Genomic DNA, 25,566 nt, shown 5'->3' on the forward strand with positions numbered 1-25,566 from the left:
GAACAGTGAAAAACGCGGAAGTACATTTTGGTTTAATATCCACCAATTCAGTGCATCTTAGCACTTTACTTGCACCATTGTGGTTTGAAGCTGATCATTTCAGTAATACATAAGCTTAACTGAATAATATTAAGATATTGATTTTATGCAATTTTAAATAAAATCGCCTTTTTGGCACTATTCTCGCTAATCATTTAATAGCACGAGTCGGTTTGTAAACTGGCTAACACAATCTATCGAATTGGATAAAGACGTCCACAACCTTCTTTGGAAACAGGGAATGGTGTGGACGTTTTTTTTTGTTCGTTTGTTCTATCGATGAAAGCAGTGATGTGGCTCGTTATTTTAAATATAAATTACAAATCAGGGTGATTAATTATGGCTTATTTACTTCCCGCCGAGTTTGCTACGAAAATGGTAGATGCCGGTGAATCTAAAATCTACATGTCTACACGCGATACACTTATTCGTGCGTTTATGGCTGGTGCAATATTAGCGCTAGCCGCCGTATTCGCCATTACTATTGCCGTACAAACAGGCATCTTCTTGCTGGGAGCGGTATTGTTCCCGGTCGGCTTTTGTATGCTGTATTTAATGGGATTCGATCTGCTAACCGGCGTATTCGTACTTACTCCACTTGCGTGGCTTGCTAAGCGTCCCGGTGTTACCCCTAAACAAATTTTACGTAACTGGGGTCTAGTGTTTTTAGGTAACTTTGGTGGTGCACTAACTGTTGCCTTTATGATGTCTTTCATTTTCACCATGGGTTACAACGTTGATGGTGGCGCTATTGCTGCTAAAGTGGCTAGCATTGGTGAAGCAAGAACATTAGGTTACGCCGAACATGGCACTGCAGGTTGGTTTACCATTTTTATTCGCGGCATGCTGTGTAACTGGATGGTATCGCTAGGTGTAGTTGGCGCTATGATCTCTACTCATGTAAGCGGAAAAGTACTGGCCATGTGGATGCCTATTATGCTGTTCTTTTTCATGGGCTTCGAGCACTCTGTTGTTAACATGTTCTTATTCCCATTCGGTCTTATCATGGGTGGTGAATTCTCTATCATGGATTACTTCGTATGGAACGAAATTCCAACAGCCCTTGGTAACCTAGTGGGTGGTTTAGCGTTTACTGGTTTAACTATCTACAGTACACACGTTAAAACTGCACCTAAGCGTAAAATCGCTGTTGCTGAAAAAGCACCAGCTAAAGTCGCTGCAGTATAATTTATTAAGCCCGATACGCTTCCTCTGTATCGGGCTTTTTTCTTATGCAGATACAGTCTTTATCACTTCACTATAGCGAATGTAGCAGCGCTGGCGTTAAGCCTATAAATCAAGACGCTTGCGATGCATTCATTCCCGCTAACACTAGCCCAGCATTAACATTAAAAGGCGCCGCCTTTGCGCTTGCCGATGGCATAAGTAGCAGTACTGTTAGCCAAATAGCCAGTGATTTAGCGATTAAAGATTTTATAAAACAATACTTTTGTACCCCTGAAACTTGGGGAGTAGCGCAAAGCGCTAAAACTGTTATACAAAGTATTAATGCCTCTTTATATACCAAAACCCAGCAAAGCCCTTTTTGCTATACCCCTGATAAGGGCTATGTATGCACTTTTTCTGCGGTTATCGTTAAAGGCGATACAGCACATATATTCCATGTGGGTGATGCTAGAGTGTGTTTGTACACTGATGAAAAGCTGCAAGTACTTACCCAATCTCATCGAGTGAACCACTCACAATACGATTCTTACCTCGCCAATGCACTGGGCGTGCATGCTAATGTCGACATCGATTACCTTACGGTACCGTTAAAAGCAGGCGATACCCTTATTCTAATGACAGATGGCGTTTATGAGTATGTTTCTTCCCTCGCGATTGCTTCACTGATATCGACGGTACACGCATCTGAGAATGATGCTTCTGTTCATGACAATTCTATTCAAGAAACTCCCACTCGGAACAAGAAGGCCACACCTCTCGCGCAGCGCCTGGTAGATTTGGCGCTAGAAAACGACAGCGATGACAATGTTTCTTGCCAATGTATAACGGTAGCGAGCGTGGGCGATGGCAAGTTCTTAACACCTGAATATGCGGTTGATGAAACGTCACTTCCTATTATTAAGCAGTTAACTGTAGGGGAGATAATAGATGGCTACCGCATTGAACGACAGCTCTACCAATCGGCTAGAAGCCATGTTTTCTTAGCGTGGGATGAAAATACCCATGCCCGTATTGTTATTAAAATACCCTCTACTGAACTGGCACAAGATAGCAATTACCTAGAACACTTTGCGTTAGAAGAATGGCTAGCACGGCGAATTAAATCTAACCACGTGATTAACGTACCTGCCCGTACGAAGCCGCCTTCATGTATGTATACCATTAGCGAATATATTGAGGGGCAGAACTTAACGCAGTGGCTAACCGACAACCCTAAGCCAGATGTTGAAAAAGTACGAAGTATTATTGAGCAGGTAGCCCAAGGTTTAATGGCTATGCATCGAGAAGGGCTACTTCATCAAGATATTCGCCCTGAAAACATCATGATCGAAGCGTCAGGTAACTGCAAAATAATAGATTTAGGTTCGGCACGTGTTGCAGGTATTAGTGACGCATTATTTGAACATGAAAGTGACATTATGGGCACGGCAGCGTATGTTGCCCCTGAATATTTCCTAGGCGATAATGGCTGTGATCAATCCGATCTTTATTCCCTTGCCGTTCTAACCTATTACTTACTCAGCGACCGTTTTCCCTATGGAACACAGGTAGCCAAAACCCGTACCGTTGCAGCGCAGCACAAACTCAAATACCAATCGGTACTTGATGATAGACGCCCCATCCCCGCATGGATAGATGCAACGTTAAAACGAGCGTTACAGCCTAACCCTGAAAAGCGTTTTACCAGCTTATCTGAGTTTACCTATCATCTTCGCCAGCCTAGCCCCGCTTTTCTTAATCGCGTGACAGCCCCGTTAATACAACGTCATCCGCTCAAATTTTGGCAAGGATTATCCCTGCTGTTAGTTATTAGCAATTTAGTTACCTTCTTACTGCTTTTTGGCAGTCACTAATTACAATCAATAACCTGTATCACTGAAAAAGGAAATGCAATGATTACCAATCGAACTCAAGTTACCGACATGATCCAGTCTTCAAAAATTTCTAAAGGCATTAAATGGAGTGAGATTGCCCACGCTGTTGGGCAGTCAAAAGAATGGAGTACCGCTGCGTGCCTAGGCCAAATGGCCATGACTAAAGCGCAAGCCACTGCCGTGGGCGAAATGCTTGAATTAAGTGATGAAGCCATTGCTTGGTTACAAATTGCGCCTTACAAAGGTTCGTTGCCTACCGAAGTGCCCACCGATCCGCTTATCTACCGCTGGTACGAATTAGTCAGTGTTTACGGTACAACACTAAAAGAACTTATTCACGAAGAATTTGGTGACGGCATTATGAGCGCTATTGATTTTTCAATGGACTTGCAGCGCGAGAACGACCCGAAAGGTGACCGCGTAAGTGTGGTGATGTCTGGAAAGTTCCTACCGTACAAGATGTATTAATTAGCCAACGCACTATCTGAACCAGTCCAAACAGATATAAGCGCTTAGTAACAAAAAAGCCCGTCAGATAAATCTAACGGGCTTTTATATTTTTAAAAGCATTAATAAGCGCTAGCGCTTATTGAGCAGCTAATTACTTAGCTGCTTTACGTGCTTTAGCTTCTTCCATTACTTTGTCAGCTACGTTTTGTGGACAAGCTGCGTAGTGTGAGAACTCCATAGAGAACTGACCACGACCAGATGTCATTGTACGTAGTGAACCGATGTAACCGAACATTTCTGATAACGGAACGTCTGCTTTAATGCGAACGCCAGTTAAACCAGCTTCTTGGTCGCTTAGCATACCACGACGACGGTTAAGGTCACCAATTACGTCACCAACGTGATCTTCCGGCGTGAATACGTCAACTTTCATGATTGGCTCAAGAAGTTGTGCACCCGCTTTAGGAATAGATTGGCGGAAAGCGCCTTTAGCAGCAATTTCGAACGCGATTGCAGATGAATCTACTGCGTGGAAACCACCGTCAAAAAGTTCAACTTCAACGTCTAGTACTGGGAAGCCAGCTAGAACACCTTCGCCCATCATTGACTTAAAGCCTTTCTCTACTGCAGGCCAGAATTCTTTCGGTACGTTACCACCAACAACAGATGATGTGAACGTAAAGCCAGAACCAGCTTCGCCAGGCTTGATGCGGTAGTCGATTTTACCGAACTGACCAGAACCACCAGATTGCTTCTTATGCGTGTAGCTATCTTCAATTTCTTGAGTGATAGTTTCACGGTAAGCAACTTGAGGTTGACCAACAATAAGGTCTACACCGTAAGTACGCTTAAGAATGTCTACTTTGATGTCTAAGTGAAGCTCACCCATACCTTTAAGGATGGTTTCGCCTGAATCTTCATCAGTTTCAACTTGGAAAGAAGGATCTTCTGCAATCATTTTACCGATAGCGATACCCATCTTCTCGTTTCCGCCTTTATCTTTAGGCTGAACAGCAATCGAGATTACTGGAGTTGGGAAAACCATTGGCTCAAGTGTTACTGGATCTTTCGGATCACATAATGTGTGACCAGTTTGTACGTTCTTCATGCCTACGATAGCAATGATGTCACCCGCTTGCGCGCTAGATAACTCAATACGTTCGTCAGCTTGCATCTCAACCATACGGCCAACACGCTCAGTTTTACCAGTGAATGAGTTAAGGATGGTGTCACCCTTATTCAATTTACCAGAATAGATACGTACGAATGTTAGTGCACCGAAACGGTCATCCATGATCTTAAATGCTAACGCTTTAAACGTTTCATCAGCAGATACGATTGCATGTTCACCATTTTCGTTACCTTCTTCGTCCATAAGAGGCTGAGGATCAACTTCTGTAGGAGACGGTAAGTAATCAACAACAGCGTCAAGTACTAGTTGAACACCTTTGTTTTTGAATGCAGAACCACAGAACGTAGGGAAGAAAGCAAGGTCACGTGTACCTTTACGGATACAACGCTTGATGTCTTCAACCGAAGGTGTTTCACCTTCCATGTACGCTTCCATTAGGTCATCGTCTTGCTCTACAGCAGTTTCGATAAGCATTTCATGGTATTCATCAACTTTGTCTACCATGTCTGCAGGAATATCTTTGATTTCGTAGTTTTCAGGAAGACCAGTGTCGTCCCAAACGTATGCTTGTTTAGTCAATACGTCTACTACACCTACGAAGTCATCTTCGATACCAATTGGCAACGTCATGATTAGAGGTACAGCACCAAGTACTTTACGTACTTGCTCAGTTACACGGTAAAAATCAGCACCCATACGGTCTAATTTGTTTACGAATATAATACGTGCAACTTCTGATTCGTTAGCATAACGCCAGTTAGTTTCTGATTGCGGTTCAACACCACCAGAACCACAGAATACACCGATACCGCCGTCTAATACTTTTAATGAACGGTAAACTTCAACTGTAAAGTCAACGTGTCCAGGAGTATCGATAACGTTGAAGCGGTGATCTTTCCAGAAACAGCTTACTGCTGCCGACTGGATAGTAATACCACGCTCAGCTTCTTGTTCCATGAAGTCAGTAGTTGACTCACCGTCGTGTACTTCACCGGTTTTATGGATTTTACCAGTAAGCTTCAAAATACGTTCTGTAGTGGTAGTTTTACCCGCGTCTACGTGGGCGAAAATACCAATGTTTCTGTAAAGGGATAAGTCTGACATTAGTTCACTTTCATTGATTCAGAGTAAAAAAACGGCCGGATTATAAAGGATTTCTGTACAAGAGATACACCTTTATTTAGCACAAACTCTGAAAACGTTTGTGAAAAACCGAGCCACCATTAATTTTTTATTTAAATATCAATAATATAAAAATTTAAGATATTTTTTTAAAAATAACAAAAACACACCTCGTTTCACGAAGTGCGTACAATCGTTACTGTAACTTCATCTCTGTCATGATAGAGATGTCTTACCTTGACAGTGAATGCATCGTCTAACGCATCCAATCTGGTCATTAACGTCGACATGGCCTCTATAACGGTTTCATATCGTCGTTTCATGGGTAGCTTTAAATTAAACACTGCGTGAGTGGCCCAATGTTTTACCAACCAGTCACCCATCAGCTTTGCTACCCGATCGGGTTGCTCTATCATATCACACACAAGTAAATCTACACGACCAAATTGTGGTCTATAAGTAAACCCGTCTGCAGCATGGTGTTCAACAAGCCCTGTGTTCATTAAGCTTTCTGCAATAGCGCCATTATCAATTGCTTCTACGTACATTTCACGTTTCACTAATTGATAGGTCCAGCCACCGGGGCACGCGCCTAAATCAACAGCTCTGCCACCGGCTCTTAACACCAATCGTTGCTCTTCGGCGCTTAACATATTCACCAAGGCGTCTTCCAATTTAAGGGTTGAGCGGCTTGGCGAATCAGAAGGGAACTTTAATCGGCAAATGCCCAAATGGTCACTAGAGCGATAACCAGCCAAACTATAGCCGATATAGCAGGTTTCAAAAGATTCAAAGAAAACATGCAGTTTAAGCTTAGTATCGTTTTCCTTAGGCGATAACCAACCCTTCTTTCTTAATGCCTGACGAAGAGGAACGGTAAACTTCCTACAAAATTTCGCAAGGGTTTTGCCATCTTCCGTATCTGGGTATTCCACGTCGATAGCGCCGAATATACCATGTGCGCCAGTGAGTTCCTCTAGCGATACATCTTCTAGCGCCTCGAGCACTTGCCCTACTCTATCGTCTTTTTCTATTTCATTTAGGGTAGCGAATACCCCAATTAATTGACGAGGGAATATAGACTCACTCACCGCAAATAACGAAAGAGCGTTGCCCAAGCTTGTTTTGTCGTACAAATGGTAATGCACAAAGCCCGTGTTCGATTTTGATACCGGATAGCCAAAGAGTTCTTTTTCGCCATATCGGGTAGCCAATTCATTTGCCGTGTCGTTCTCATAGCCGGGGCGACAATAAGCCAAAATGCTAGTCATTAGATTTTCCCTTACTGGTCTTTCCATTAACGATGGCGATAGCCAATGCTATCCAGCCGATAATAAAACATAGGCCGCCCAAAGGCGTAATAGGGCCAAATAACCCGTTACCGGTTATTGCTAATAAATACAAACTGCCACTGAACAGCGCACAGCCAATTACATAAAGTGCTGCTACCGCATTAAGCCATTTAGGCGAAACGTATGCCGATAAAGCAGGCAGCGCTATAATGGCTAAACCGTGATACATCTGGTAGCGAACACCAATTTCAAATGTTGCAAGTGCTGATGGTGCCAATATCGCCTTTAGGCCATGAGCACCAAAAGCGCCTAGCATTACCGCGGTTGCCGCCAAAAGGATGCCAGCACAAAGCCAGACTTTATTTAGGCTCTGGCTATCGTTTAGCCCCTTATTAACAACCCCTGCGTTATCTATTGGCTTATTCAAAGCAGCTACCCATGACATTGAGTGAGAGTAAAACCGAAGGTAATTGGTGATTCATTATGTATTTACGCGTGCCTTTATGAAATCAGCGGTCGATTTAGCCGCGCATTCTATATGGGTCTCTAACGTAAAGCCACTTTGCTTTCTAGGTTTAAAACTGTGATCGCCATCAGCCAAGTAGGAAACCGCAATTGCACTAGATAAAGCATAGGCACTCACCTCATCTTTCGTTCCAAAGGTATCACGCTCGCCTTGCAGTATAAGCAGCGGCTTATTGAGTGTTTCTAAATGGGCGGTTCTGAGCTTTTCTGGCTTACCTGGAGGATGAAATGGATAACCGAATGCTATAGCGCCTATTATTGATTCAGCATCATCAAGCACCATGGTCGCCATTCGTCCTCCCATGGATTTTCCACCAATAAACGTTGGTACGCTAGTTTGGGTTTTAGCCACCTCATCAATAAGCGCAGTAAAGTGTGCGAGTAACTTTTCAGCTTTGTCTGGCGGCCTACGCTTCCCCGTTTCTATCATGGTTTGCATATAGGGAAAGTTAAATAAAACTACTTCAATATTTTGACTAGTTAACTGCGAAGCCATTGCTTGCATGAAATCATGATGCTTACCCGCACCCGCGCCATGCGCAAAAATAAGACGTGCTATAGGTGCTTTGTTCTTTTCATCGGTATTTACAGGGTGAATTTCAATATCAAACATCGACTGACTCATTATCTGTGTACGTTTTATTTCTGTGATGCATCACTCTTGCTCTTCTTCTACTAAGCCTAAGATCCATTCTCTGAATGCAGCAATTTTTCCTAACTCAGCTTGAGATTCTTCGCACACCAAATAAAAGGCATCACGACTTTCTACTTTCTCTTCAAAAGGCATGATTAATCGGCCTGCATCTAATTCCGGTCGAGCAAGCACCGTATTACCTAATGCAATCCCCTGCCCCAACGCGGCCGCTTGCAGTACCAACATAGAGTGACTGAACACTGGACCTTGGTTTACATTCACGCCCAATACGCCAACATGTTTGAGCCAGTTTTTCCACGCTGCGCGACTTAAGTCATGAAGCAGCACATGATGACGTAAATCTGCCAGGCTGGTTAACGGCTTAGGACCATTGAAAAGCATTGGGGAACACAAGGGGGTCAAAAACTCACGGTGCAGCTTGTCTGCTTGCAACCCACTCCAGCGGCCTTTGCCGTAGTAAATAGCAACATCTACGTCGTCGTCCAAAAAGCCTTCATCAAAATCTACTGCCTTAATTCTTACGTCTATGTCAGGTTGCGCCACACTAAACTGACTAATTCGAGGCACTAACCATTGGCTAGCAAAACTCGGCGGCATGGCCACAGTTATGGCTCCTTTACTGCCTCTTGCCAGTAACCTTTCTGTGGCTTCTTGTAAGTTTTTAAAGATGTCCTTTAACTCAAGGAAATAGGCTTGGCCTTCTTCTGTCAAAAGCAAGGTTCTGTTACGACGAATGAATAACTTCATCGATAAGAATTCTTCAAGCGCTTTTATTTGATGACTAACCGCAGCTTGCGTAACAAAAAGCTCATCCGCCGCTTTAGTGAAACTCAAATGCCGGGCAGCCGCTTCAAAGGCTTTTAAGGCATTTAGAGGAGGGAGACGTCGATGCATGTTAAGAAATAAACCCTGTGTGACCTACTTATACTATAGTAGCAGCTAACTCATTAGTTTTACTAATGACAACCCATACTTTTACTCGTTTTATTTTTGCGCGAATTTTGGCTACTATTTGCGCGAACTTTGAAAAGAGCTACGAATATCAACTCTTTACAAAGCCTACTTGTTAAACAATTTAACAAGTAGAAACATATTTTTAAATTATTTTTATTAGGTGTGAAAATGAAAAAATTACTACTAGCTAGTGTGTCTGTAATGGCTTTTGCAAGCGCTGCTGTGAATGCTAACGTACAACCAGAAAAGATCAATCTTCAATCATTAATTACTACTGCAATGACCAGCGTAAACATGGCAGACGTATTGCCTGAGAACGACGCTCACGTTGTTGTCAAAAAGCAGTCAGTTGCATTATTGGCAGAAGAGACGCAAATCGCGTTGCATAAGAACTTACTTGCCATGGCGAAAGAAAAAAATAAAGAATCTACTGTATTAGTTGCTGAAAGCGAGTAATACACGCCCACACCTGATACGCATGCCGGTGCGACGCACCGGCATTCGCCATCAGACCTGGCCTAGGTATTACTGGTATCTAACGGCTCAAACCCTTTAACCAATTCATCCAACGCTTTCATCTGCGCTAAATATGGCTCAAGTTTTGCCAATGGCAACGCACATGGACCATCACATTTTGCTTCATCCGGATTAGGATGTGCTTCAATAAACAACCCTGCAAGGCCCAACGCCATTCCGCTTCGCGCTAATTGTGCAGCTTGAGCACGACGACCATCTGCTGATGTTGCTCTGCCTCCTGGCATTTGCAGCGCATGGGTAGCATCAAATATTACCGGTGCGTAGGATTTCATTGCATCCATGCCCAGCATATCAACCACCAGATTGTTATAGCCAAAGCTACTGCCACGTTCACATAAAATGACTTTATCGTTACCCGCTTCGCCTAATTTAGTAATGATATGACGCATTTCATGAGGCGCTAGAAATTGCGGCTTCTTCACATTAATTACGCTACCGGTTTTAGCCATAGCAACCACCAAATCAGTTTGACGGGCTAAAAACGCTGGAAGTTGGATCACATCTACAACGTCAGCAACAGGTGCGGCTTGATGGGGCTCATGAACATCGGTAATTAATGGCACATTGAAAGTAGATTTAATTTCTTCGAATATACGCAGGCCCTCTTCCATACCTGGACCGCGATAAGACGTTACCGATGAGCGGTTCGCTTTATCAAATGAAGCTTTAAAAACATAAGGAATACCCAACTTTTGGGTAACTTCAACATAATGCTCAGCAATGCGCATGGCAAGATCGCGAGACTCTAATACATTCATTCCGCCAAAAAGCACGAAAGGTAAGTGATTAGCAACTTCTACATCGCCAACACGAATGATCTGTTGAGATTCAGACATAATTAATTCGTTATCCGTTAATTTCTAGAATAAGGGTTGTTTGGTAACCGCCACCATCGCAGTTGTCATCAGTACCACGAGCGCGGCAATGAAAAAAGCCCAGCGGCCCACAGTGGTTTTTGCTTTTTTAAGCGCAAATAAACCAAGCACGATGTAAGCGATAACACCAGCTAACTTGAATGTGAGCCATGCATTTACAATGGGATATTGTGACAAGATCACACATAGCCACACAGCACTGGCTAATAAAATGGTATCAATAATATGAGGAACAATTTTGACCCACTTTTTTGCTAAAATTGAGGCGTCGAATTGTGACCAGATAAAGCGAAAAATAAACAGTAAAATACTTAGTCCGACTGCGGTTAAGTGCAGATGTTTCGCCATCATATACATACAATAATTCCTATCGTTCTTAAGTTTTGATTATGTAGTTATTCGTTATTGTACGTTATTTACTGGCATTCGACTAAGTTAAACATACTCAGGAATATCAGGGTGCTGATGTTGAATAGCCATGAATTTTTCAATGTGGGTCAACAAGTAATCCACTAGTTGAGGGTCGAAATGCCGTCCTCTTTCTTCATTGATAACCTTTTCAACCTTGTCTAATGGCCAAGCAGTTTTATAGGGGCGGATATTGATTAACGCATCAAACACATCTAACAAGGTTGCTATGCGACTTTGCAGCAAGATATCTCTTCCTCGTAGACCTTCAGGATAGCCTTTGCCATCCCATCGTTCATGATGTTGGCGTGCTAGCGTTGCGGCAAGCTGAATAGTGGGCCTAGAAGAGTCTTTTAAAATCTGATAACCAAATTCGGCATGCTGACGAATGGCAAAAATATCATCTTCTGTTAAGGGCTCAGTCTTACGTAAAATAGTGACAGGTACCCGAGAGTTACCAACGTCATGAAGAGGTATTGCATGCTTAAGTAACCGCACGTCGTTTTCACTCATGCCTATGCCACAGCCCATAATCTCTGCCATCGCACTCATTCGCACAATATGGTTACTGCCCTGTCCGTCATGCTCCATGGCTCTACCTAAGCGCTCGATAATTTCTCTTTGCGTATTTTCTACATCAATGGTTTTAAGTACATTATCGAACGCTAGTTGAACACTGTTCGAAAACCGTCTCACCAAGTGCTTGTCATTTTCGCCAATACGACGAGGTAATCCGGATAAATACAACAAAGCACCGTTTTGCGTTTTACTATTGCAGTAAGCCACTACGTGGTCTTCTGCGTACACGATTTCGCGTTCGCGCATTGCGCGCTTGCACAGTTCATATTCTTCAGGTGACACGGCATCTTTTAATAGCACACCTTCCTTATCTGAATATTCACCGTTGCCGGCGAAAACGTATAGCTCATTGAGATCGAGTGTATTAGTAGGATTAGGTGATGCATCGGGTGTGGCAGCTACGGCCGTGGTAATGTAGGCTGCATCTTTCGAACAGCCTAAAATAGACGCCAGTTGCTGAATAATGCCTTGCATGAATTTTTCTAGCGAGTTGGAAGAAAACAAATCTACAGACGCATCTATGATTTTTTCTAAGCCTGCACGGCTCTCTTCAATCACAATGATATCGCGATAAGAGCGCAGCGCCGCAATAATAACAGTGAATAGCTTTTGTGCGGTTAGTTCAGTTTTAGATTTATAGTCATTGATGTCGTAATTAATAATGACATCTTTTTCAGGCGCTTGGCCTGGCTGACCGGTACGCAGAATAATACGGGTAAAGTGATTATCGAGCTCGTTACGAACATACTCTGCAACTAGCAAGCCCGCATCGTCACTTTCCATAACCACATCAAGTAGTACCACTGCAATATCATCATGCTCTCTGAAACAGCGTTTTGCTTCATCACCACTATAAGCACTGATAAATTCGAGGGTTTTGCCATTTAAGAAAAAGTCGTTGAGTGCCAATTTTGTGATGGCATGAACTTCTGGCTCATCATCAACAATGAGAATTTTCCACGTACCTAACTCTTCTACTACATCATCTTCATCGTCTTCGATGAAAAGTAAATCGTCACTCATCTATAACTTCCTGTTCCTCAAATGCTTTTAAAATACTAATGCAATACGTATTTTTAGCAAGTCCCCAAATATAAGTGACAAATTCTTAACGTGTTGTAGATAGGTAACCGTAAGTGACTCGGTCATTCCCGCCATAGTCTCTTTCTGTGCAAACATTCACAAAGCCTTGGGCTTTTAACAGGTCGCCAACTGCTTTTGCTTGGTCGAAACCATGCTCGAAAGCCAGTAAGCCACCTTCAAATAAGTGGGTGGGTGCAAGTGCGATAATATGCCTTATGTCATCAAGCCCATCAGTACCCGAGGTAAGCGCTGATGCAGGTTCAAAGCGCACATCACCTTGCTGAAGAAAAGGACTGGATATTTCTATATAAGGTGGATTAGAAACAATAACGTGAAATTTTTCGCCCGCTAAATTATCGAACCAACTGCTTTGCTTAAACTGTGCATTAGTAATGTGATTAAGTGCTGCATTGCTAGTGGCGAGTTGAACAGCTTCATGTAGTAAATCTATACCCGTAACATTTGCATTGGGCAATTCAGAGGCCAACGCAAGGGCAATCGCACCTGTGCCTGTACCTAAATCACAAACGGATAGTTCACTCTTAACTGGCTCACTGCTTACTGGCTTAGCGCTTTCTTGTTTATTATGTACAAGCGCACTGGCAAACTGCGCCGACGCGATACATGCTAGAGTTTGCTCTACCAATACTTCTGTATCGGGTCGAGGAATAAGGGTATGGGGCGAGGTGGCTAAATGTAAGGTCCAAAAGTCACGACTACCGGTTAGGTAAGCCACAGGAATACCTTGGACGCGTTTGGCTACCAGTGTTTTAAAATGAGATAACTCGTCAGCGCTTAACCTTTTGTCTGGCCATGTAAATAGATAAACCTGAGGCTTATCTAACACATGGCTCAACAGCACTTTTGCATCAACAGCTGGCGATTCGCTTTCGCATAACTCGGCTATCGCCCACGCTAATGCTGCGTCTATACGCATGGTATTATTCGTCTGACAACGAGGCTAATAAGTCGGCTTGGTGCTCTTGCATGATAGGGTCGAGAAGCTGCTTCAAATCACCTTCTATCACTTCATCTAAACGATAAATCGTTAGGTTGATGCGGTGATCGGTTACACGGCCTTGCGGGAAGTTATAAGTACGGATACGCTCTGAACGATCACCACTGCCTACTAGGCTCTTACGAGTAGAAGCTTCTTCTGCTGCACGCTTTTCTTCTTCAATGTTATTCAATCGAGCTTGCAATACTGACATGGCTTTTGCACGGTTTTTGTGTTGCGAACGCTCATCCTGACACTCAACCACTAACCCTGATGGTAAGTGAGTAATTCGAATAGCAGAGTCGGTCTTGTTAACGTGCTGACCACCGGCACCAGATGCTCTAAAGGTATCGATGCGAAGGTCCGCTGGGTTAATATCAATGGCTTCTGATTCTGGAATTTCAGGCAATACGGCAACCGTACACGCAGAGGTATGTATACGGCCTTGTGATTCTGTATCGGGTACACGCTGAACACGGTGGCCGCCAGATTCAAACTTTAAAATACCGTAAACACCATCACCACTAATATTCGCGACAACTTCTTTATAGCCGCCGTGCTCACCCTCATTGGCGTTAATTAACTCTACGCGCCAACCTTTGGTTTCAGCGTAACGGCTGTACATGCGGAATAAGTCGCCTGCAAATATAGCGGCTTCATCTCCACCGGCACCGGCACGTACTTCTAAGAAGCAGTTGCTGTCATCGTTGGGATCTTTAGGTAACAATAAAACCTGAAGCTCAGTTTCTAAGCGCTCAATATCCGCTTTCGCAATTTTTAATTCTTCTTGCGCCATTTCACGCATCTCTGCGTCATCTTCTTTCAACATTTCATTCGCTGAATCAAGATTTTCTTGCGCTTGTTGGTATGCATTAAAGCCAGCAACTACGCTCTCTAGCTGGCTAAACTCTTTTGACAAATTACGAAACTTATCTTGATTGCCGATTACTTGTGGGTCGCCTAATAAGGCCTGCACTTCTTCGAAGCGTTCCACTAAGTTTTCGAGTTTTCTGACAACCGAGTCTTTCATATTTTTATGTTTACCTTATTTTTTGATATCTGACGTAGTGTCAGATAACGATAATGCTTGCCCCAACCACCGGCTCAGCGCCGGGTCATCATGCATGGCAGCTTCTCTAAGTGCCAGGGTTGTGGGGTGCAGCAATGTATTGGTTAGCTTGTAGGCCATTTCACTCAGTACCGTTTCGGCATCTTTGCCTTCGGTTAACTGTGCCAGTGCTTTCTCTACTACGTCGTCACGCTGTTCCATGCCCTTTTGACGATATTGCCTAACTAAATCTATAGATTGTTGAGACTGCTTCCAGATCATGTAATCGCCAGCTTGCTTTTCAATTAGCTTTTCAGCTTCAAGAGCCGCTTGCTCACGATTTTGTAAATTCTTTTGAACGATGTGCTGTAAATCATCTACGGTATATAAGTAGGCATCACCCAATTCGTTCACTTGGGCTTCAATATCTCGAGGAACCGCTAAATCGACCAAGAACATGGGCATATTCCTGCGTTGTTTCAACGCCTTCTCTACCATGCCCTTGCCTATTAAGGGTAGCTGACTCGCCGTAGAGCTGATAACTATATCGAAATCTTTTAGATGTTCCGGTACTTGAGACAGCGTAAATACACTGGCATCCAAGGTTTCGGCCAAGGCTTCAGCACGTGAAATAGTCCGGTTGGCCACCGCTAAGCAACTTACGCCTTGCTCTTTTAAATGCTGTGCCACTAACTCAATAGTTTCACCCGCACCCACCAACAAAACCGAGCGCTTAGGTAGCTCAGCAAATATATGCTTGGCTAATTGAACTGCAGCATAAGCTACACTGACGGCATTCGCGCCAATTTCAGTTTCGCTACGAACTCGCTTTGCAACAGAAAAGGTGTGCTGAAATAGTTTATCAAACTCGGTATTAATCATACCTGAGTGTTTGGCATCGCCAAAGGCTTGCTTTACTTGCCCTAATATCTGCGGCTCGCCAAGAATAAGGGAATCTAACCCACTTGCCACCCGCATAATATGTTTTACCGCATCATCTGCAGCAAGCACATAACTGTTGTTAGCAATTTCATCAACCTCAACATGGTGGAAGTTTGATAACCACTCTAATAATGCAGTAGCACTTTCATGCTGGGTGTTCACGTACAGCTCTGTGCGATTGCACGTTGATACAATCACCGACTCATCAACCCCATCTACCTTTCTTAATGACGCAAGTGCTTCCACCAGAGAGTCTGGTGTAAAAGCCACTTTTTCACGTAATGCGACAGGGGCGGTTTTGTGATTAATACCAAGGGCGAGTAGAGTCATTCAAATCTGTGCTGGCAACGTCGGACGCGCATTGTACGAAAAACCCAAAATGATTGAAAGTGTTGGTAGAACTGTGTTCACATAAAGTATGAACTTTACCTAAGACGATACCCAATGATTCGCTTCGTTTTTATACTTGTACTGGTTAACCTACTTATCAGCGCCTGTACCACACTACCTGATGGTCCTGAAAGCGCCGTAAACCTTAGTGCCCAGCTTAAAAAGGTGGCACAAGTTGATGCCTGGCAATTGCGCGGAAAAATAGCTTTTAGGCAGGAAAAAGAAGGGGCTAGCGCTAACCTTTTGTGGAAAACCGATGATGCCGATTTTCATTTCCGATTAACCAATTTGCTTGGTGTAACTATGGTTGATTTGAACGTAAATGGTGATAAAGCGATTTTAGAAGCGGGTAATGACGTATATGAAGACGCCGACCCCGAACCTTTAATTTATTATACCACTGGCATGGATATCCCCGTTGAACCCTTACTTTCTTGGATTAAAGGGCTTCCTCTTGCTGATGATAAATTTACCCTTACCGACAAGGGGCTACTTAATACGCTTGAAAGCAACTGTAGTGCATGTAAGGGCTGGCAAGTCAGTTATGCTAACTATGGCAATGTGGCTACTCCCGAAGGCAATAATGTGTGGCTGCCCCATTCAATTAACTTGGTTCAACCCAATCCGCCTTCAACAACGCTAAAAATAAAAATATATGAATGGACGCTGCTTTAGTGAGAAACCTAACATGACAAACTTAGATTGGTGGCCTTCCCCTGCCAAACTTAATCTTTTTCTGCATATTAACGGTCGTTACCCTAATGGCTATCACCAATTGCAAAGCTTATTTCAAATGCTTGATTACGGCGACAAGCTAGCTTTTGACATTAATGATTCAGGTGTAATTTCTATGGCTACCCCTCTACAAGGGGTAAAAGATGAAGATAACCTTATTGTGCGTGCCGCTAAGCTGCTGGCTAAACATACTCATATTCATAAAGGTGTTAGCATTAGTTTAGAAAAATGTTTGCCCATGGGCGGCGGTATTGGGGGCGGTTCATCGAATGCTGCCACCACCCTAGTTGCACTGAATCATTTATGGGGCGTAAAGTTATCTGAAGACGAACTTGCTGAGCTAGGGCTTAAATTAGGTGCAGATGTACCTATATTTGTTCGCGGTCTTACTGCTTTCGCATCAGGCGTAGGTGAAGAAATTACCCCTGCCCCGCAAGAAGAAAAGTGGTATCTGGTGGCAAACCCCAATGTGCATATTAGTACCGCCGAAGTATTTACAGCTGAACAATTGACCAGAAATACACCAATTATGCAGTGGGAAGACTATCAATTTGAAGAAACTCGCAATGATTGTCAGCAATTAGTCGTTAATCGCTATCCCGAAGTTGCAAATTTATTACAGTGGTTGGTACACTACGCACCGTCGCGAATGACGGGCACAGGTGCCTGCGTATTTGCCACCTTTTCTGACGAAGTTTCAGCCGTAAAAGTTCAGGCTCAATTGCCCGATACTTGGCAAAGTTTTGTTGCAAAAGGTGTGAATCGCTCACCGCTATTACAAAAATTAAAAAAATCAGAGCACGTGTACGCCACATCGGACAAGAAATAAAAAATTGGGGTATAGCCAAGTTGGTAAGGCAGCGGGTTTTGATCCCGCCATTCGTAGGTTCGAGTCCTGCTACCCCAGCCAAACCTCTTTTATCAACGCACTGAGGAACCCACTTGTGCCAGATATGAAGCTCTTTGCAGGTAATGCCGTACCAGAACTTGCCCAGAAAGTCGCCGATCGCCTTTACACCAAACTCGGAAACGCCAAAGTAGGCCGTTTCAGTGATGGTGAAATTAGCGTAGAAATTCATGAAAACGTCCGTGGTTCGGACGTTTTTATTATCCAATCAACCTGTGCCCCCACAAATGACAACCTAATGGAATTGATCGTGATGATCGACGCTTTGCGCCGTGCATCAGCAGGTCGTATTACTGCGGTAATTCCATACTTTGGTTATGCGCGTCAAGACCGTCGCGTTCGTTCAGCCCGGGTACCAATTACTGCAAAGGTTGTCGCAGACTTTCTTTCTAACGTTGGTGTAGATAGAGTACTTACTATCGACTTGCACGCCGAGCAGATTCAAGGTTTCTTCGATGTACCTGTAGATAACGCGTTCGGAACGCCTATCTTGTTGGCCGATATGGTTCAACGTGATTTCGCCGATCCGGTTGTGGTATCTCCAGATATTGGTGGTGTTGTTCGAGCTCGTGCTACTGCTAAGCTACTTAACGACGCTGACCTTGCCATTATCGACAAACGCCGCCCTAAAGCGAACGTTGCTCAGGTAATGAACATCATCGGTGACGTTAATGACCGCGACTGTATTATTGTGGATGACATGATTGATACTGGCGGTACATTGGCTAAAGCCGCTGAAGCATTGAAAAGCCATGGTGCACGTAATGTTTATGCTTACGCCACTCACGCGATTTTCTCTGGTAACGCAGCACAAAACCTAAAAGAATCAGTCATCGATGAAATTATCATTACCGATTCTATTCCGCTTAGTGCAGATATGCAGAAGATTGGAAAAGTGAAACAACTTACCTTGTCTGAAATGCTCGCTGAAACGATTCGTCGTATCAGCAACGAAGAGTCTATTTCAGCTATGTTTGAGTACTAGCCTCTAGTCATAGTCGCAAGCACTCAACTTAAATTTTCGCCGTAGTGTTAAAACGCGGCGTCAATTCACTTCTCGAAAAAGGGCCTATGGGCCTTTTTTTTTGGCTCGAATCTTAATAATGCCTCCCTATATTTCCCTCAATACTTAACATTAAGAATAATAGACGGAGCAAGCAATATAGCTCACTATTCGTTCGGTAAAATAAAAGATAAAAACTAAATAATTATCGTGATTGAACTCTGTCGAGTGAAACCAGCTTTCTAAAGGAGTAGAATGAGTGATAGGTAAACATATATTTAAGTTACCTGTATTCTTATATTGGTTAAGGCAGTATTGGGGCGATCCTGATGCGCCATCAGACATAGCTCGTCACTATCGTGCACGCCAAATTGATTCCATTGCTCGGCAATTACCCCTCGCCAGTATAGCGACCTGTTTTGTGGTGTTTTTGTGTGTTGCTTTCGCAAGAAATAATATTAACCATGATTTTTTAATGACGTGGGCGGGTACGCTCATCATCATTGCCTGTGGAGATCTTATTGCTTGGTATCTTCTCTTACATAGCAACATTGGTAATAGCGGCGCTAAACGAGTCGTCCTCATTTTAGCGCTAATGCTAGGGTTAGCTGCCCTACTCTATGCGCAAATGATCGTAGCCTTAATAGGCGCCCTAGATTTCTCAGGCCAACTCGTATTAGTAGCGATAGGTGCAGGTTTCATTTCCACTGGAGCTTGGCAGTTTGCCTCACTACCAGCCGCCTCGCTGCTTTGGATATTGGGTCTTACACTAGGGACCTCTATCGGTTTTTACATAAATTACGGCACTGAATACCTATTCCTCTCATCCTTGCTGGTAGTTTACTGGGCCTACTTGTCATGTGCAGCCATGGTAACGTCGAAACGGTTTGTTTTAGGTTTAGTTGCCGAAACTGCCATAGAGCAACAACGACAAGTGGTGGGCTTATTACTAAAAGATTTTGAAGAAAATGCCAGTGATTGGCTGTGGGAAATAGATACGCTTGGTTGCCTTAGACATGTTTCCTCACGAATGGAAAGCGTATTTGGTAAAGACATTACTCACCTTTCGGGTCGTCACTTTGTGAGTTTGCTTCGTGAAATATCTCCTTCAGGAAGTGAGACACAACTGACTCAATTGGGAACAAAGTTTGAGTCAAATGAACCTTTCACTTTCCAAAATATTGCAATTCAAAATAGCAGTAGTACAAGATGGTGGTCTTTAACTGCGCAGCCACTTAATAACAATAATGGCGAAGTAATAGGCTGGCGCGGAGTAGGCACGGATGTAACCGAAGCGTTATTAAGAGAACAAGAAATGACGCACTTAGCGAATGTCGATTCGTTAACAGGGCTTGCGAATCGCCATGCGTTTGGCCATACCCTTTCGAATTGCTTCATTGAAGGAGCAGAACTAAGTTGTAACATTACACTTTTAACGCTGGATATAGACAATTTTAAAGCGGTTAATGACACATTGGGACATTTAGCCGGAGATGAACTTTTAAAGGAGGTGGCCTCTCGCTTCCAAAAACTAACTCCCGATGACGTTTTGTTAGTAAGATTAGGTGGCGATGAGTTTGCGTGGGTATTCCCACACTGTATATCCCCTTTACAGGCCACACTTTTTGGCGAAAAGATTCACGAATCACTAGCTATTCCTTGGCTTCACCAAGAGCATTCTTTTAATTTAGGGGCTAGCATTGGTGTAGCTAATGCGCCTATGGATGGCGCGTCACCCGTATCACTTCAGCGTGCTAGTGACATGGCGTTGTACTCAGCAAAGGCTAGTGGTAAAAATAGACTGTGCTTTTATGATCCCAAACTTGATGAATATGCCATGCTCAGACTGGCATTACTTAATGACTTTCGAAAAAGCTTCGCTAACCATGACTTTGTTGTGTTATATCAACCTCAAATACGATTCAGCGACAATGCTTTAATCGGGTTTGAAGCCCTAGTGCGATGGCATCACCCTGAAAGAGGCATAGTGTCACCTATCGAGTTTATTCATTTAATTGAAGAAAACGGGATGATAATCCCTCTTGGGAAGTGGGTGCTAAATCAGGCCTGTAAAGATGCAATGACTTGGAGTGCACCGTTACAAATTGCGGTTAACGTGTCGCCAGTTCAAATAGAGCGTTCAAATATGCTCCTGACGGTAGCGTCAACACTGGAAAACACAGAGTTACCGGCATCTCGCTTGGAACTAGAACTTACCGAGTCATCTTTGATGTGCGATGGCGATAATACCATCAATTTATTAAATGAACTCCGTCAACAGGGGGTTAAAATAGCGCTCGATGATTTTGGTACAGGTTACTCTTCATTGTCATATCTTCAGCGCTTTCCTTTCGACAAGCTTAAAGTAGACCGAAGTTTTGTTATTGCTGCATCAAATCATACTAATAGCGATGGCAAATCTGATGCTAAGTCTATATTAAGTGCAATACTTCAGTTAGCCCAAGTGTTGAACCTAGAAACCATTGCTGAAGGCGTGGAAACTCAAGAAGTGGGTACTCTCCTCCACGAGCTTGGTTTTGAAAATGCCCAGGGCTATTTCTATGGACGCCCCATGACTGCCGATCAAGCTAAGCAATTGATCATCGATTGGCCACATAATATTGAACAAAACAATAGTTAACGGGTCTTCCATTCATCTCCTTTTCGGATTACCTTCATGGGTAAATACGGGAAGTTATAAAAAGGAAAACAAATGAAATTTACTCGTTCACTATCTATCTTCACTGGTTTAGCTTTGCTATTAACAGTATCAGCGTGCTCTGACGACGAGCCCAATGCTGATATTAAAAAAGACATGACTATGACTGAAAAAGACTCTAAAAAGCCATCTAATGATTTGATTGCTAAAACCGCAGAACAAAAACGTCTTAGTGCTTCCGATGCACCTAGTGAAGTTACCCTAACCGGCACTATTGTGTACAAAGAAATGGAAGGTGGCTTCTATGCCTTTATCGCAGAAAACGGCGAGCGCTACACACTTCGAAAACTGGATAAGAAATTTCATAGAAATGGCCTGATCGTGAAGGTTACCGGTATGCCTATGCCTGACGTCATGACTATCACACAATACGGCACCGTGTTGCAGGTTAAAAGTGTTGAAATACTCGACGCTAGCAGAGTGATAGGAAACGCATCTTCTCACTAAGCATACTTCGACTAAGTGTTGCTTTGCTGGGCTTGAAACAGGGAACGGTGATCGATTACGGCTAACTACGCCGTACAAACACCACTGTTAATAGTAGGAGTAACAAATGATTAATGCATACGCAGCAAAAGAGCCAGGCGGAAAACTGGAAAAGTTTGAATATGATCCTGGCGAATTAGCCTCTCATGATGTTGAGATAGACGTAGAGAGCTGCGGTATTTGTCATAGTGACTTAAGCATGTTGGATAATGAATGGGGTATAAGTGAGTACCCTTTCGTTCCAGGCCATGAAGTAGTAGGAAAAATAAGTGCGATAGGCGATCACGTTACCTCGTTAAAAGTAGGTCAACGAGTGGGCCTAGGATGGCATGCTGGCTATTGTAATAGCTGCGGTACCTGTGAATCTGGCGATCAAAATTTATGTTCTAATGCCACTATGACTATTGGTGGCCGCCACGGTGGTTTTGCCGATAAAGTTCGTGCTCAAGCCACAGCAGTAGTTCCTATTCCTGACGGCGTAGACCCTCAAAGTGCTGGGCCATTATTTTGTGGCGGCATCACAGTATTTAATCCTCTCATTCAATTTGATATCAAGCCCACTTCCGTGGTTGGCGTGGTAGGGATTGGCGGCTTAGGTCACTTAGCATTGCAGTTTTTAAATGCCTGGGGGTGTAAGGTTGTTGCTTTCACGTCCAGTGAGTCGAAGAAAAAAGAAGCGTTAGAGCTTGGTGCTCATGAAACCTTAAATAGCCGTGATGAAGAGGAACTCAAAGCCGCTGCAGGTAAGTTTGACCTTATTATTTCTACCGTGAATGTGAAGCTTGATTGGAACTTATACCTATCGACATTAGCGCCTAAAGGCCGTTTACACTTTGTTGGCGCAACCTTAGAGCCATTAGATATAGGCGCGTTTAACCTTATTGGAGGCCAGCGCTCGGTTTCAGGTTCTCCGGTAGGTAGCCCAGCAACCATTAAAACCATGCTGGATTTTGCGGCACTGCATGATATTGCTCCTGTTACCGAAACGTTTAAATTCGATGAAGTTAACGAAGCAGTACAACGGCTTCGTGATGGTAAAGCTCACTATCGTGTGGTGTTAACCAAATAGGCTGTACTTTACTGCTAAGTAAAGCCTCACCAATACATAAACATATGCCAAGTAAAATTTGTATGTTATAGGTCTCGGTGTTAGAATTCGCCGCCCTCAAAATTTGAGGCGGCGATTGTTGCTTACAAATTGTAACTGCAACGCCCTATAACGTAGGTTCTGGTCGCAAGAACTTACATTCTTAATTTTTTATTGGAGACATATAATGTCTAAAGCAATTTTTACTCTGGACGCTACTGTACGTACAGACCTAGGGAAAGGTGCGAGCCGCCGCCTACGTCGTGAAGACAAGCTTCCTGGTATCATCTACGGTGGTGAAGAAGCACCAGTGTCGATTACTCTTGAGCACAACAAAGTAAACAACGCCGCTGATTTTGAAGCGTTCTACTCTCACGTTCTTACTTTGAACGTAGACGGAAAAGCTGTTGAAGTACTTGTTAAAGACATGCAACGTCACGCTTTCAAGCCTCGTATTCTTCACGTTGACTTCCAGCGCGTAATCGCAGGTCAAGAGTTACACACTAACGTACCTCTTCACTTCATCAACGAAGACAAGTCTGCAGCAATCAAAGCTGGCGGTATCGCTGAGCACCACGTAAACGAAATCGAAATTACGTGTCTGCCTAAAGATCTTCCAGAATTCATCGAAGTAGATATTGCTAACGTTGAAATGGATTCTACTCTTCACTTGTCTGACCTTACGCTACCTGCTGGTATCACGTCTGTTGAGCTTGGAAAAGACGACGAGACGCATGACCTTGCAGTAGTAACTGTTAAGCCTGCTCCTAAAGCAGCTGAAGCAGAAGAAGGCGACGAAGAAGCAGCTTCTGAGGAATAATCAGCTTGGCTGATATCCGACTTATCGTGGGCCTGGGAAATCCAGGCCCCGAATATGATAATACCCGACACAATGCCGGTGAATGGTTTCTAAACCAACTTGCCGACACCTTCAATACCCCGCTAAAACCAGAATCCAAATTCTTCGGTAAAACAGCCCGCGTTACAATTGCTGGTCAAGATGTGCGTTTGCTCTACCCCACCACTTTTATGAATAAAAGCGGCCAAGCAGTAGCGGCATTAGCCAATTTCTACCGTATTGAACCCGAACAAATTTTAGTGGCCTTTGATGAACTTGACTTACCTCCTGGTGTAGCAAAATACAAAGTAGGCGGTAGCTCTAGTCAAAATGGTATTAGAGATATTGTGGCAAAATTGGGTAACAATAAAGACTTCTTACGCTTGCGTATTGGTATTGGACATCCGGGTCACAAAAGCCGTGTTACCGGACATGTATTAGGTAAGCCACCCGCTGACGAAAAAATGGCCATAGAAAGTGCTATTGACGAAGCTGTGCGTTGTACTGAAATACTCCTTAAGAACGACCTTAAGCAAGCGCAAAATCGGCTACACTCCTTTAAGGCGTGAGCCTAAGCTAGCACTAATTCCAGACAAGGATCCCTATCATGGGTTTTAAATGCGGTATTGTTGGACTACCAAACGTAGGTAAATCAACACTCTTTAATGCACTGACAAAAGCAGGTATTGAAGCGGCAAACTTCCCTTTTTGTACCATAGAGCCCAACACAGGCGTTGTACCTGTACCGGATCTTCGCTTGGACAAACTGGCTGAAATTGTAAACCCTCAGCGTGTTATTCCAACGACGATGGAATTCGTTGATATTGCAGGTTTGGTTGAAGGCGCTTCAAAAGGTGAAGGTTTAGGCAATAAATTCCTAGCTAACATCCGAGAAACCGATGCGATTGGCCACGTGGTTCGCTGTTTCGATAACGAAAACATTGTTCACGTTGCAGGTAAAGTTAACCCACAAGACGATATTGATATTATTAATACCGAGCTTGCGCTTTCAGACTTAGAAACCACAGAAAAAGCCCTACACCGTGTTGCTAAACGCGCTAAAGGTGGCGATTCTGATGCTAAGTATGAGCTTAAAGTATTAGAAAAGATTAAGCCTCACTTAGATGAAGGTTTATTACTTCGTTCTTTAGAACTGACTAAAGAAGAGCACGCTGCAATCAGCTACATGAATATGCTTACCCTTAAGCCAACCATGTACATTGCAAACGTTGACGAAGACGGTTTCGAAAATAACCCATACTTAGACAAAGTACGCGCTATCGCTGAAGGCGAAAATGCCGTAGTTGTTGCAGTATGTGCGGCTATCGAGTCTGATATTGCTGAGCTTGAAGATGACGAGCGTGAAGAATTCATGCAAGACATGGGGCTTGAAGAGCCAGGTCTTAACCGTGTTATTCGTGCTGGCTATAACTTGCTTACGCTTCAAACCTACTTCACGGCAGGTGTTAAAGAAGTACGTGCATGGACCTTTCCTGAAGGCTCAACTGCACCACAAGCAGCAGGTAAGATTCACACAGACTTCGAGAAAGGCTTTATTCGTGCCGAAATCGTCAGCTACGATCACTTTGTTGAATTCAACGGTGAACAAGGCGCGAAAGATGCCGGTAAGTGGCGCTTAGAAGGTAAAGAATACATTGTTAAAGATGGCGATGTTATTCACTTTAGATTTAACGTGTAATA

The 25,566-nt window shown here is 43.5% G+C and carries 24 protein-coding genes and 1 tRNA gene; 14 read left to right on the forward strand and 11 right to left on the reverse strand.

Translation table 11 applies throughout. The features are described 5' to 3' along the window. The first annotated feature begins 378 nt into the window (after positions 1-378). Genes AV939_RS07910 through cynS form a run of 3 tightly spaced genes read left to right on the forward strand, consistent with a single transcriptional unit; the run spans position 379 to position 3,569 of the window. Positions 379-1,227, forward strand: coding sequence for a formate/nitrite transporter family protein (locus AV939_RS07910; RefSeq protein ID WP_057792662.1), 849 nt, complete (start codon positions 379-381; stop codon positions 1,225-1,227). A 44-nt stretch (positions 1,228-1,271) separates the two neighbouring features. Next, on the forward strand, positions 1,272-3,080 hold the full coding sequence (locus AV939_RS07915) for a bifunctional protein-serine/threonine kinase/phosphatase (RefSeq protein ID WP_061997501.1): 1,809 nt from the start codon (positions 1,272-1,274) through the stop codon (positions 3,078-3,080). 39 nt (positions 3,081-3,119) lie between these two features. Continuing rightward, positions 3,120-3,569 (forward strand): cyanase, encoded by a 450-nt coding sequence (gene cynS / locus AV939_RS07920; RefSeq protein ID WP_057792666.1) that lies wholly within the window; start codon positions 3,120-3,122, stop codon positions 3,567-3,569. Positions 3,570-3,702: 133 nt separating this feature from the next. Here the strand turns inward: cynS and fusA are convergent, their stop codons facing one another. The 5 genes from fusA to AV939_RS07945 form a co-directional block, all read right to left on the reverse strand. Beyond that, positions 3,703-5,787, reverse strand: a complete 2,085-nt coding sequence (gene fusA / locus AV939_RS07925) for an elongation factor G (protein ID WP_057792668.1) — start codon at positions 5,785-5,787, stop codon at positions 3,703-3,705. A 194-nt stretch (positions 5,788-5,981) separates the two neighbouring features. Beyond that, the gene (rlmM, locus tag AV939_RS07930; RefSeq protein ID WP_061997502.1) at positions 5,982-7,076 is read right to left on the reverse strand and encodes a 23S rRNA (cytidine(2498)-2'-O)-methyltransferase RlmM; all 1,095 of its coding nucleotides are present in this window, start codon (positions 7,074-7,076) and stop codon (positions 5,982-5,984) included. Then, complete coding sequence (locus tag AV939_RS07935) at positions 7,069-7,413, reverse strand: DUF423 domain-containing protein (protein WP_063457324.1); 345 nt, start codon at positions 7,411-7,413, stop codon at positions 7,069-7,071. The genes rlmM and AV939_RS07935 overlap by 8 nt, the downstream gene beginning before the upstream one ends. A 165-nt stretch (positions 7,414-7,578) precedes the next feature. After that, positions 7,579-8,247, reverse strand: coding sequence for an alpha/beta family hydrolase (locus tag AV939_RS07940; RefSeq protein ID WP_417885631.1), 669 nt, complete (start codon positions 8,245-8,247; stop codon positions 7,579-7,581). Between the two features lie 30 nt (positions 8,248-8,277). Beyond that, positions 8,278-9,171, reverse strand: coding sequence for a transcriptional regulator GcvA (locus AV939_RS07945; protein WP_057792672.1), 894 nt, complete (start codon positions 9,169-9,171; stop codon positions 8,278-8,280). A 228-nt stretch (positions 9,172-9,399) separates the two neighbouring features. Between AV939_RS07945 and AV939_RS07950 the strand changes: the two genes are divergently transcribed. Beyond that, positions 9,400-9,687 carry a hypothetical protein gene (locus AV939_RS07950; RefSeq protein ID WP_061997504.1) on the forward strand — a complete coding sequence of 96 codons (288 nt, stop codon included), beginning with the start codon at positions 9,400-9,402 and terminating at the stop codon, positions 9,685-9,687. 62 nt (positions 9,688-9,749) lie between these two features. On the opposite strand, the gene kdsA is transcribed toward AV939_RS07950, so the two are convergent. The 6 genes from kdsA to hemA form a co-directional block, all read right to left on the reverse strand. Beyond that, positions 9,750-10,604, reverse strand: a complete 855-nt coding sequence (kdsA, locus tag AV939_RS07955) for a 3-deoxy-8-phosphooctulonate synthase (RefSeq protein WP_057792676.1) — start codon at positions 10,602-10,604, stop codon at positions 9,750-9,752. A gap of 24 nt (positions 10,605-10,628) precedes the next feature. Continuing rightward, on the reverse strand, positions 10,629-11,000 hold the full coding sequence (locus AV939_RS07960; protein WP_057792678.1) for a SirB2 family protein: 372 nt from the start codon (positions 10,998-11,000) through the stop codon (positions 10,629-10,631). Positions 11,001-11,078: 78 nt separating this feature from the next. Then, positions 11,079-12,653, reverse strand: a complete 1,575-nt coding sequence (locus AV939_RS07965; protein ID WP_061997505.1) for a DUF3369 domain-containing protein — start codon at positions 12,651-12,653, stop codon at positions 11,079-11,081. Positions 12,654-12,738: 85 nt separating this feature from the next. Then, positions 12,739-13,650 (reverse strand): peptide chain release factor N(5)-glutamine methyltransferase, encoded by a 912-nt coding sequence (gene prmC, locus AV939_RS07970; RefSeq protein ID WP_061997506.1) that lies wholly within the window; start codon positions 13,648-13,650, stop codon positions 12,739-12,741. A gap of 4 nt (positions 13,651-13,654) precedes the next feature. Further along, a complete protein-coding gene (prfA, locus tag AV939_RS07975; protein ID WP_057792684.1) occupies positions 13,655-14,740 on the reverse strand; it encodes a peptide chain release factor 1 in 1,086 nt (361 codons plus the stop codon). 15 nt (positions 14,741-14,755) lie between these two features. Then, positions 14,756-16,030: a glutamyl-tRNA reductase gene (gene hemA, locus AV939_RS07980; protein ID WP_061997507.1), complete on the reverse strand. Its 1,275-nt coding sequence runs from the start codon at positions 16,028-16,030 to the stop codon at positions 14,756-14,758. Positions 16,031-16,144: 114 nt separating this feature from the next. Here hemA and lolB point away from each other — a divergent pair, with 114 nt between their 5' ends. The 10 genes from lolB to ychF all read left to right on the forward strand — a co-directional run bounded on the left by lolB (position 16,145) and on the right by ychF (position 25,564). Continuing rightward, positions 16,145-16,765 (forward strand): lipoprotein insertase outer membrane protein LolB, encoded by a 621-nt coding sequence (gene lolB, locus AV939_RS07985; protein WP_061997508.1) that lies wholly within the window; start codon positions 16,145-16,147, stop codon positions 16,763-16,765. Positions 16,766-16,778: 13 nt separating this feature from the next. Beyond that, a complete protein-coding gene (gene ispE / locus AV939_RS07990; RefSeq protein ID WP_061997509.1) occupies positions 16,779-17,654 on the forward strand; it encodes a 4-(cytidine 5'-diphospho)-2-C-methyl-D-erythritol kinase in 876 nt (291 codons plus the stop codon). A gap of 5 nt (positions 17,655-17,659) precedes the next feature. Further along, a tRNA-Gln gene (locus AV939_RS07995) sits at positions 17,660-17,735 on the forward strand. 43 nt (positions 17,736-17,778) lie between these two features. Then, positions 17,779-18,717 carry a ribose-phosphate pyrophosphokinase gene (locus tag AV939_RS08000; RefSeq protein WP_208806010.1) on the forward strand — a complete coding sequence of 313 codons (939 nt, stop codon included), beginning with the start codon at positions 17,779-17,781 and terminating at the stop codon, positions 18,715-18,717. A gap of 277 nt (positions 18,718-18,994) precedes the next feature. Further along, positions 18,995-21,376, forward strand: coding sequence for a putative bifunctional diguanylate cyclase/phosphodiesterase (locus AV939_RS08005; protein WP_057792693.1), 2,382 nt, complete (start codon positions 18,995-18,997; stop codon positions 21,374-21,376). A 72-nt stretch (positions 21,377-21,448) separates the two neighbouring features. Then, complete coding sequence (locus AV939_RS08010; protein WP_057792695.1) at positions 21,449-21,901, forward strand: hypothetical protein; 453 nt, start codon at positions 21,449-21,451, stop codon at positions 21,899-21,901. A 106-nt stretch (positions 21,902-22,007) separates the two neighbouring features. Beyond that, complete coding sequence (gene ahr, locus AV939_RS08015; RefSeq protein WP_057792697.1) at positions 22,008-23,009, forward strand: NADPH-dependent aldehyde reductase Ahr; 1,002 nt, start codon at positions 22,008-22,010, stop codon at positions 23,007-23,009. Between the two features lie 205 nt (positions 23,010-23,214). Continuing rightward, positions 23,215-23,847 (forward strand): 50S ribosomal protein L25/general stress protein Ctc, encoded by a 633-nt coding sequence (locus AV939_RS08020; RefSeq protein ID WP_057792698.1) that lies wholly within the window; start codon positions 23,215-23,217, stop codon positions 23,845-23,847. Positions 23,848-23,852: 5 nt separating this feature from the next. Continuing rightward, the gene (gene pth / locus AV939_RS08025) at positions 23,853-24,434 is read left to right on the forward strand and encodes an aminoacyl-tRNA hydrolase (RefSeq protein ID WP_057792701.1); all 582 of its coding nucleotides are present in this window, start codon (positions 23,853-23,855) and stop codon (positions 24,432-24,434) included. A 38-nt stretch (positions 24,435-24,472) separates the two neighbouring features. After that, the gene (ychF, locus tag AV939_RS08030) at positions 24,473-25,564 is read left to right on the forward strand and encodes a redox-regulated ATPase YchF (RefSeq protein WP_057792703.1); all 1,092 of its coding nucleotides are present in this window, start codon (positions 24,473-24,475) and stop codon (positions 25,562-25,564) included. The last annotated feature ends 2 nt before the right edge of the window (positions 25,565-25,566 follow it).

Source organism: Alteromonas sp. Mac1, from assembly GCF_001562125.1.
Lineage (GTDB): Bacteria > Pseudomonadota > Gammaproteobacteria > Enterobacterales > Alteromonadaceae > Alteromonas > Alteromonas stellipolaris.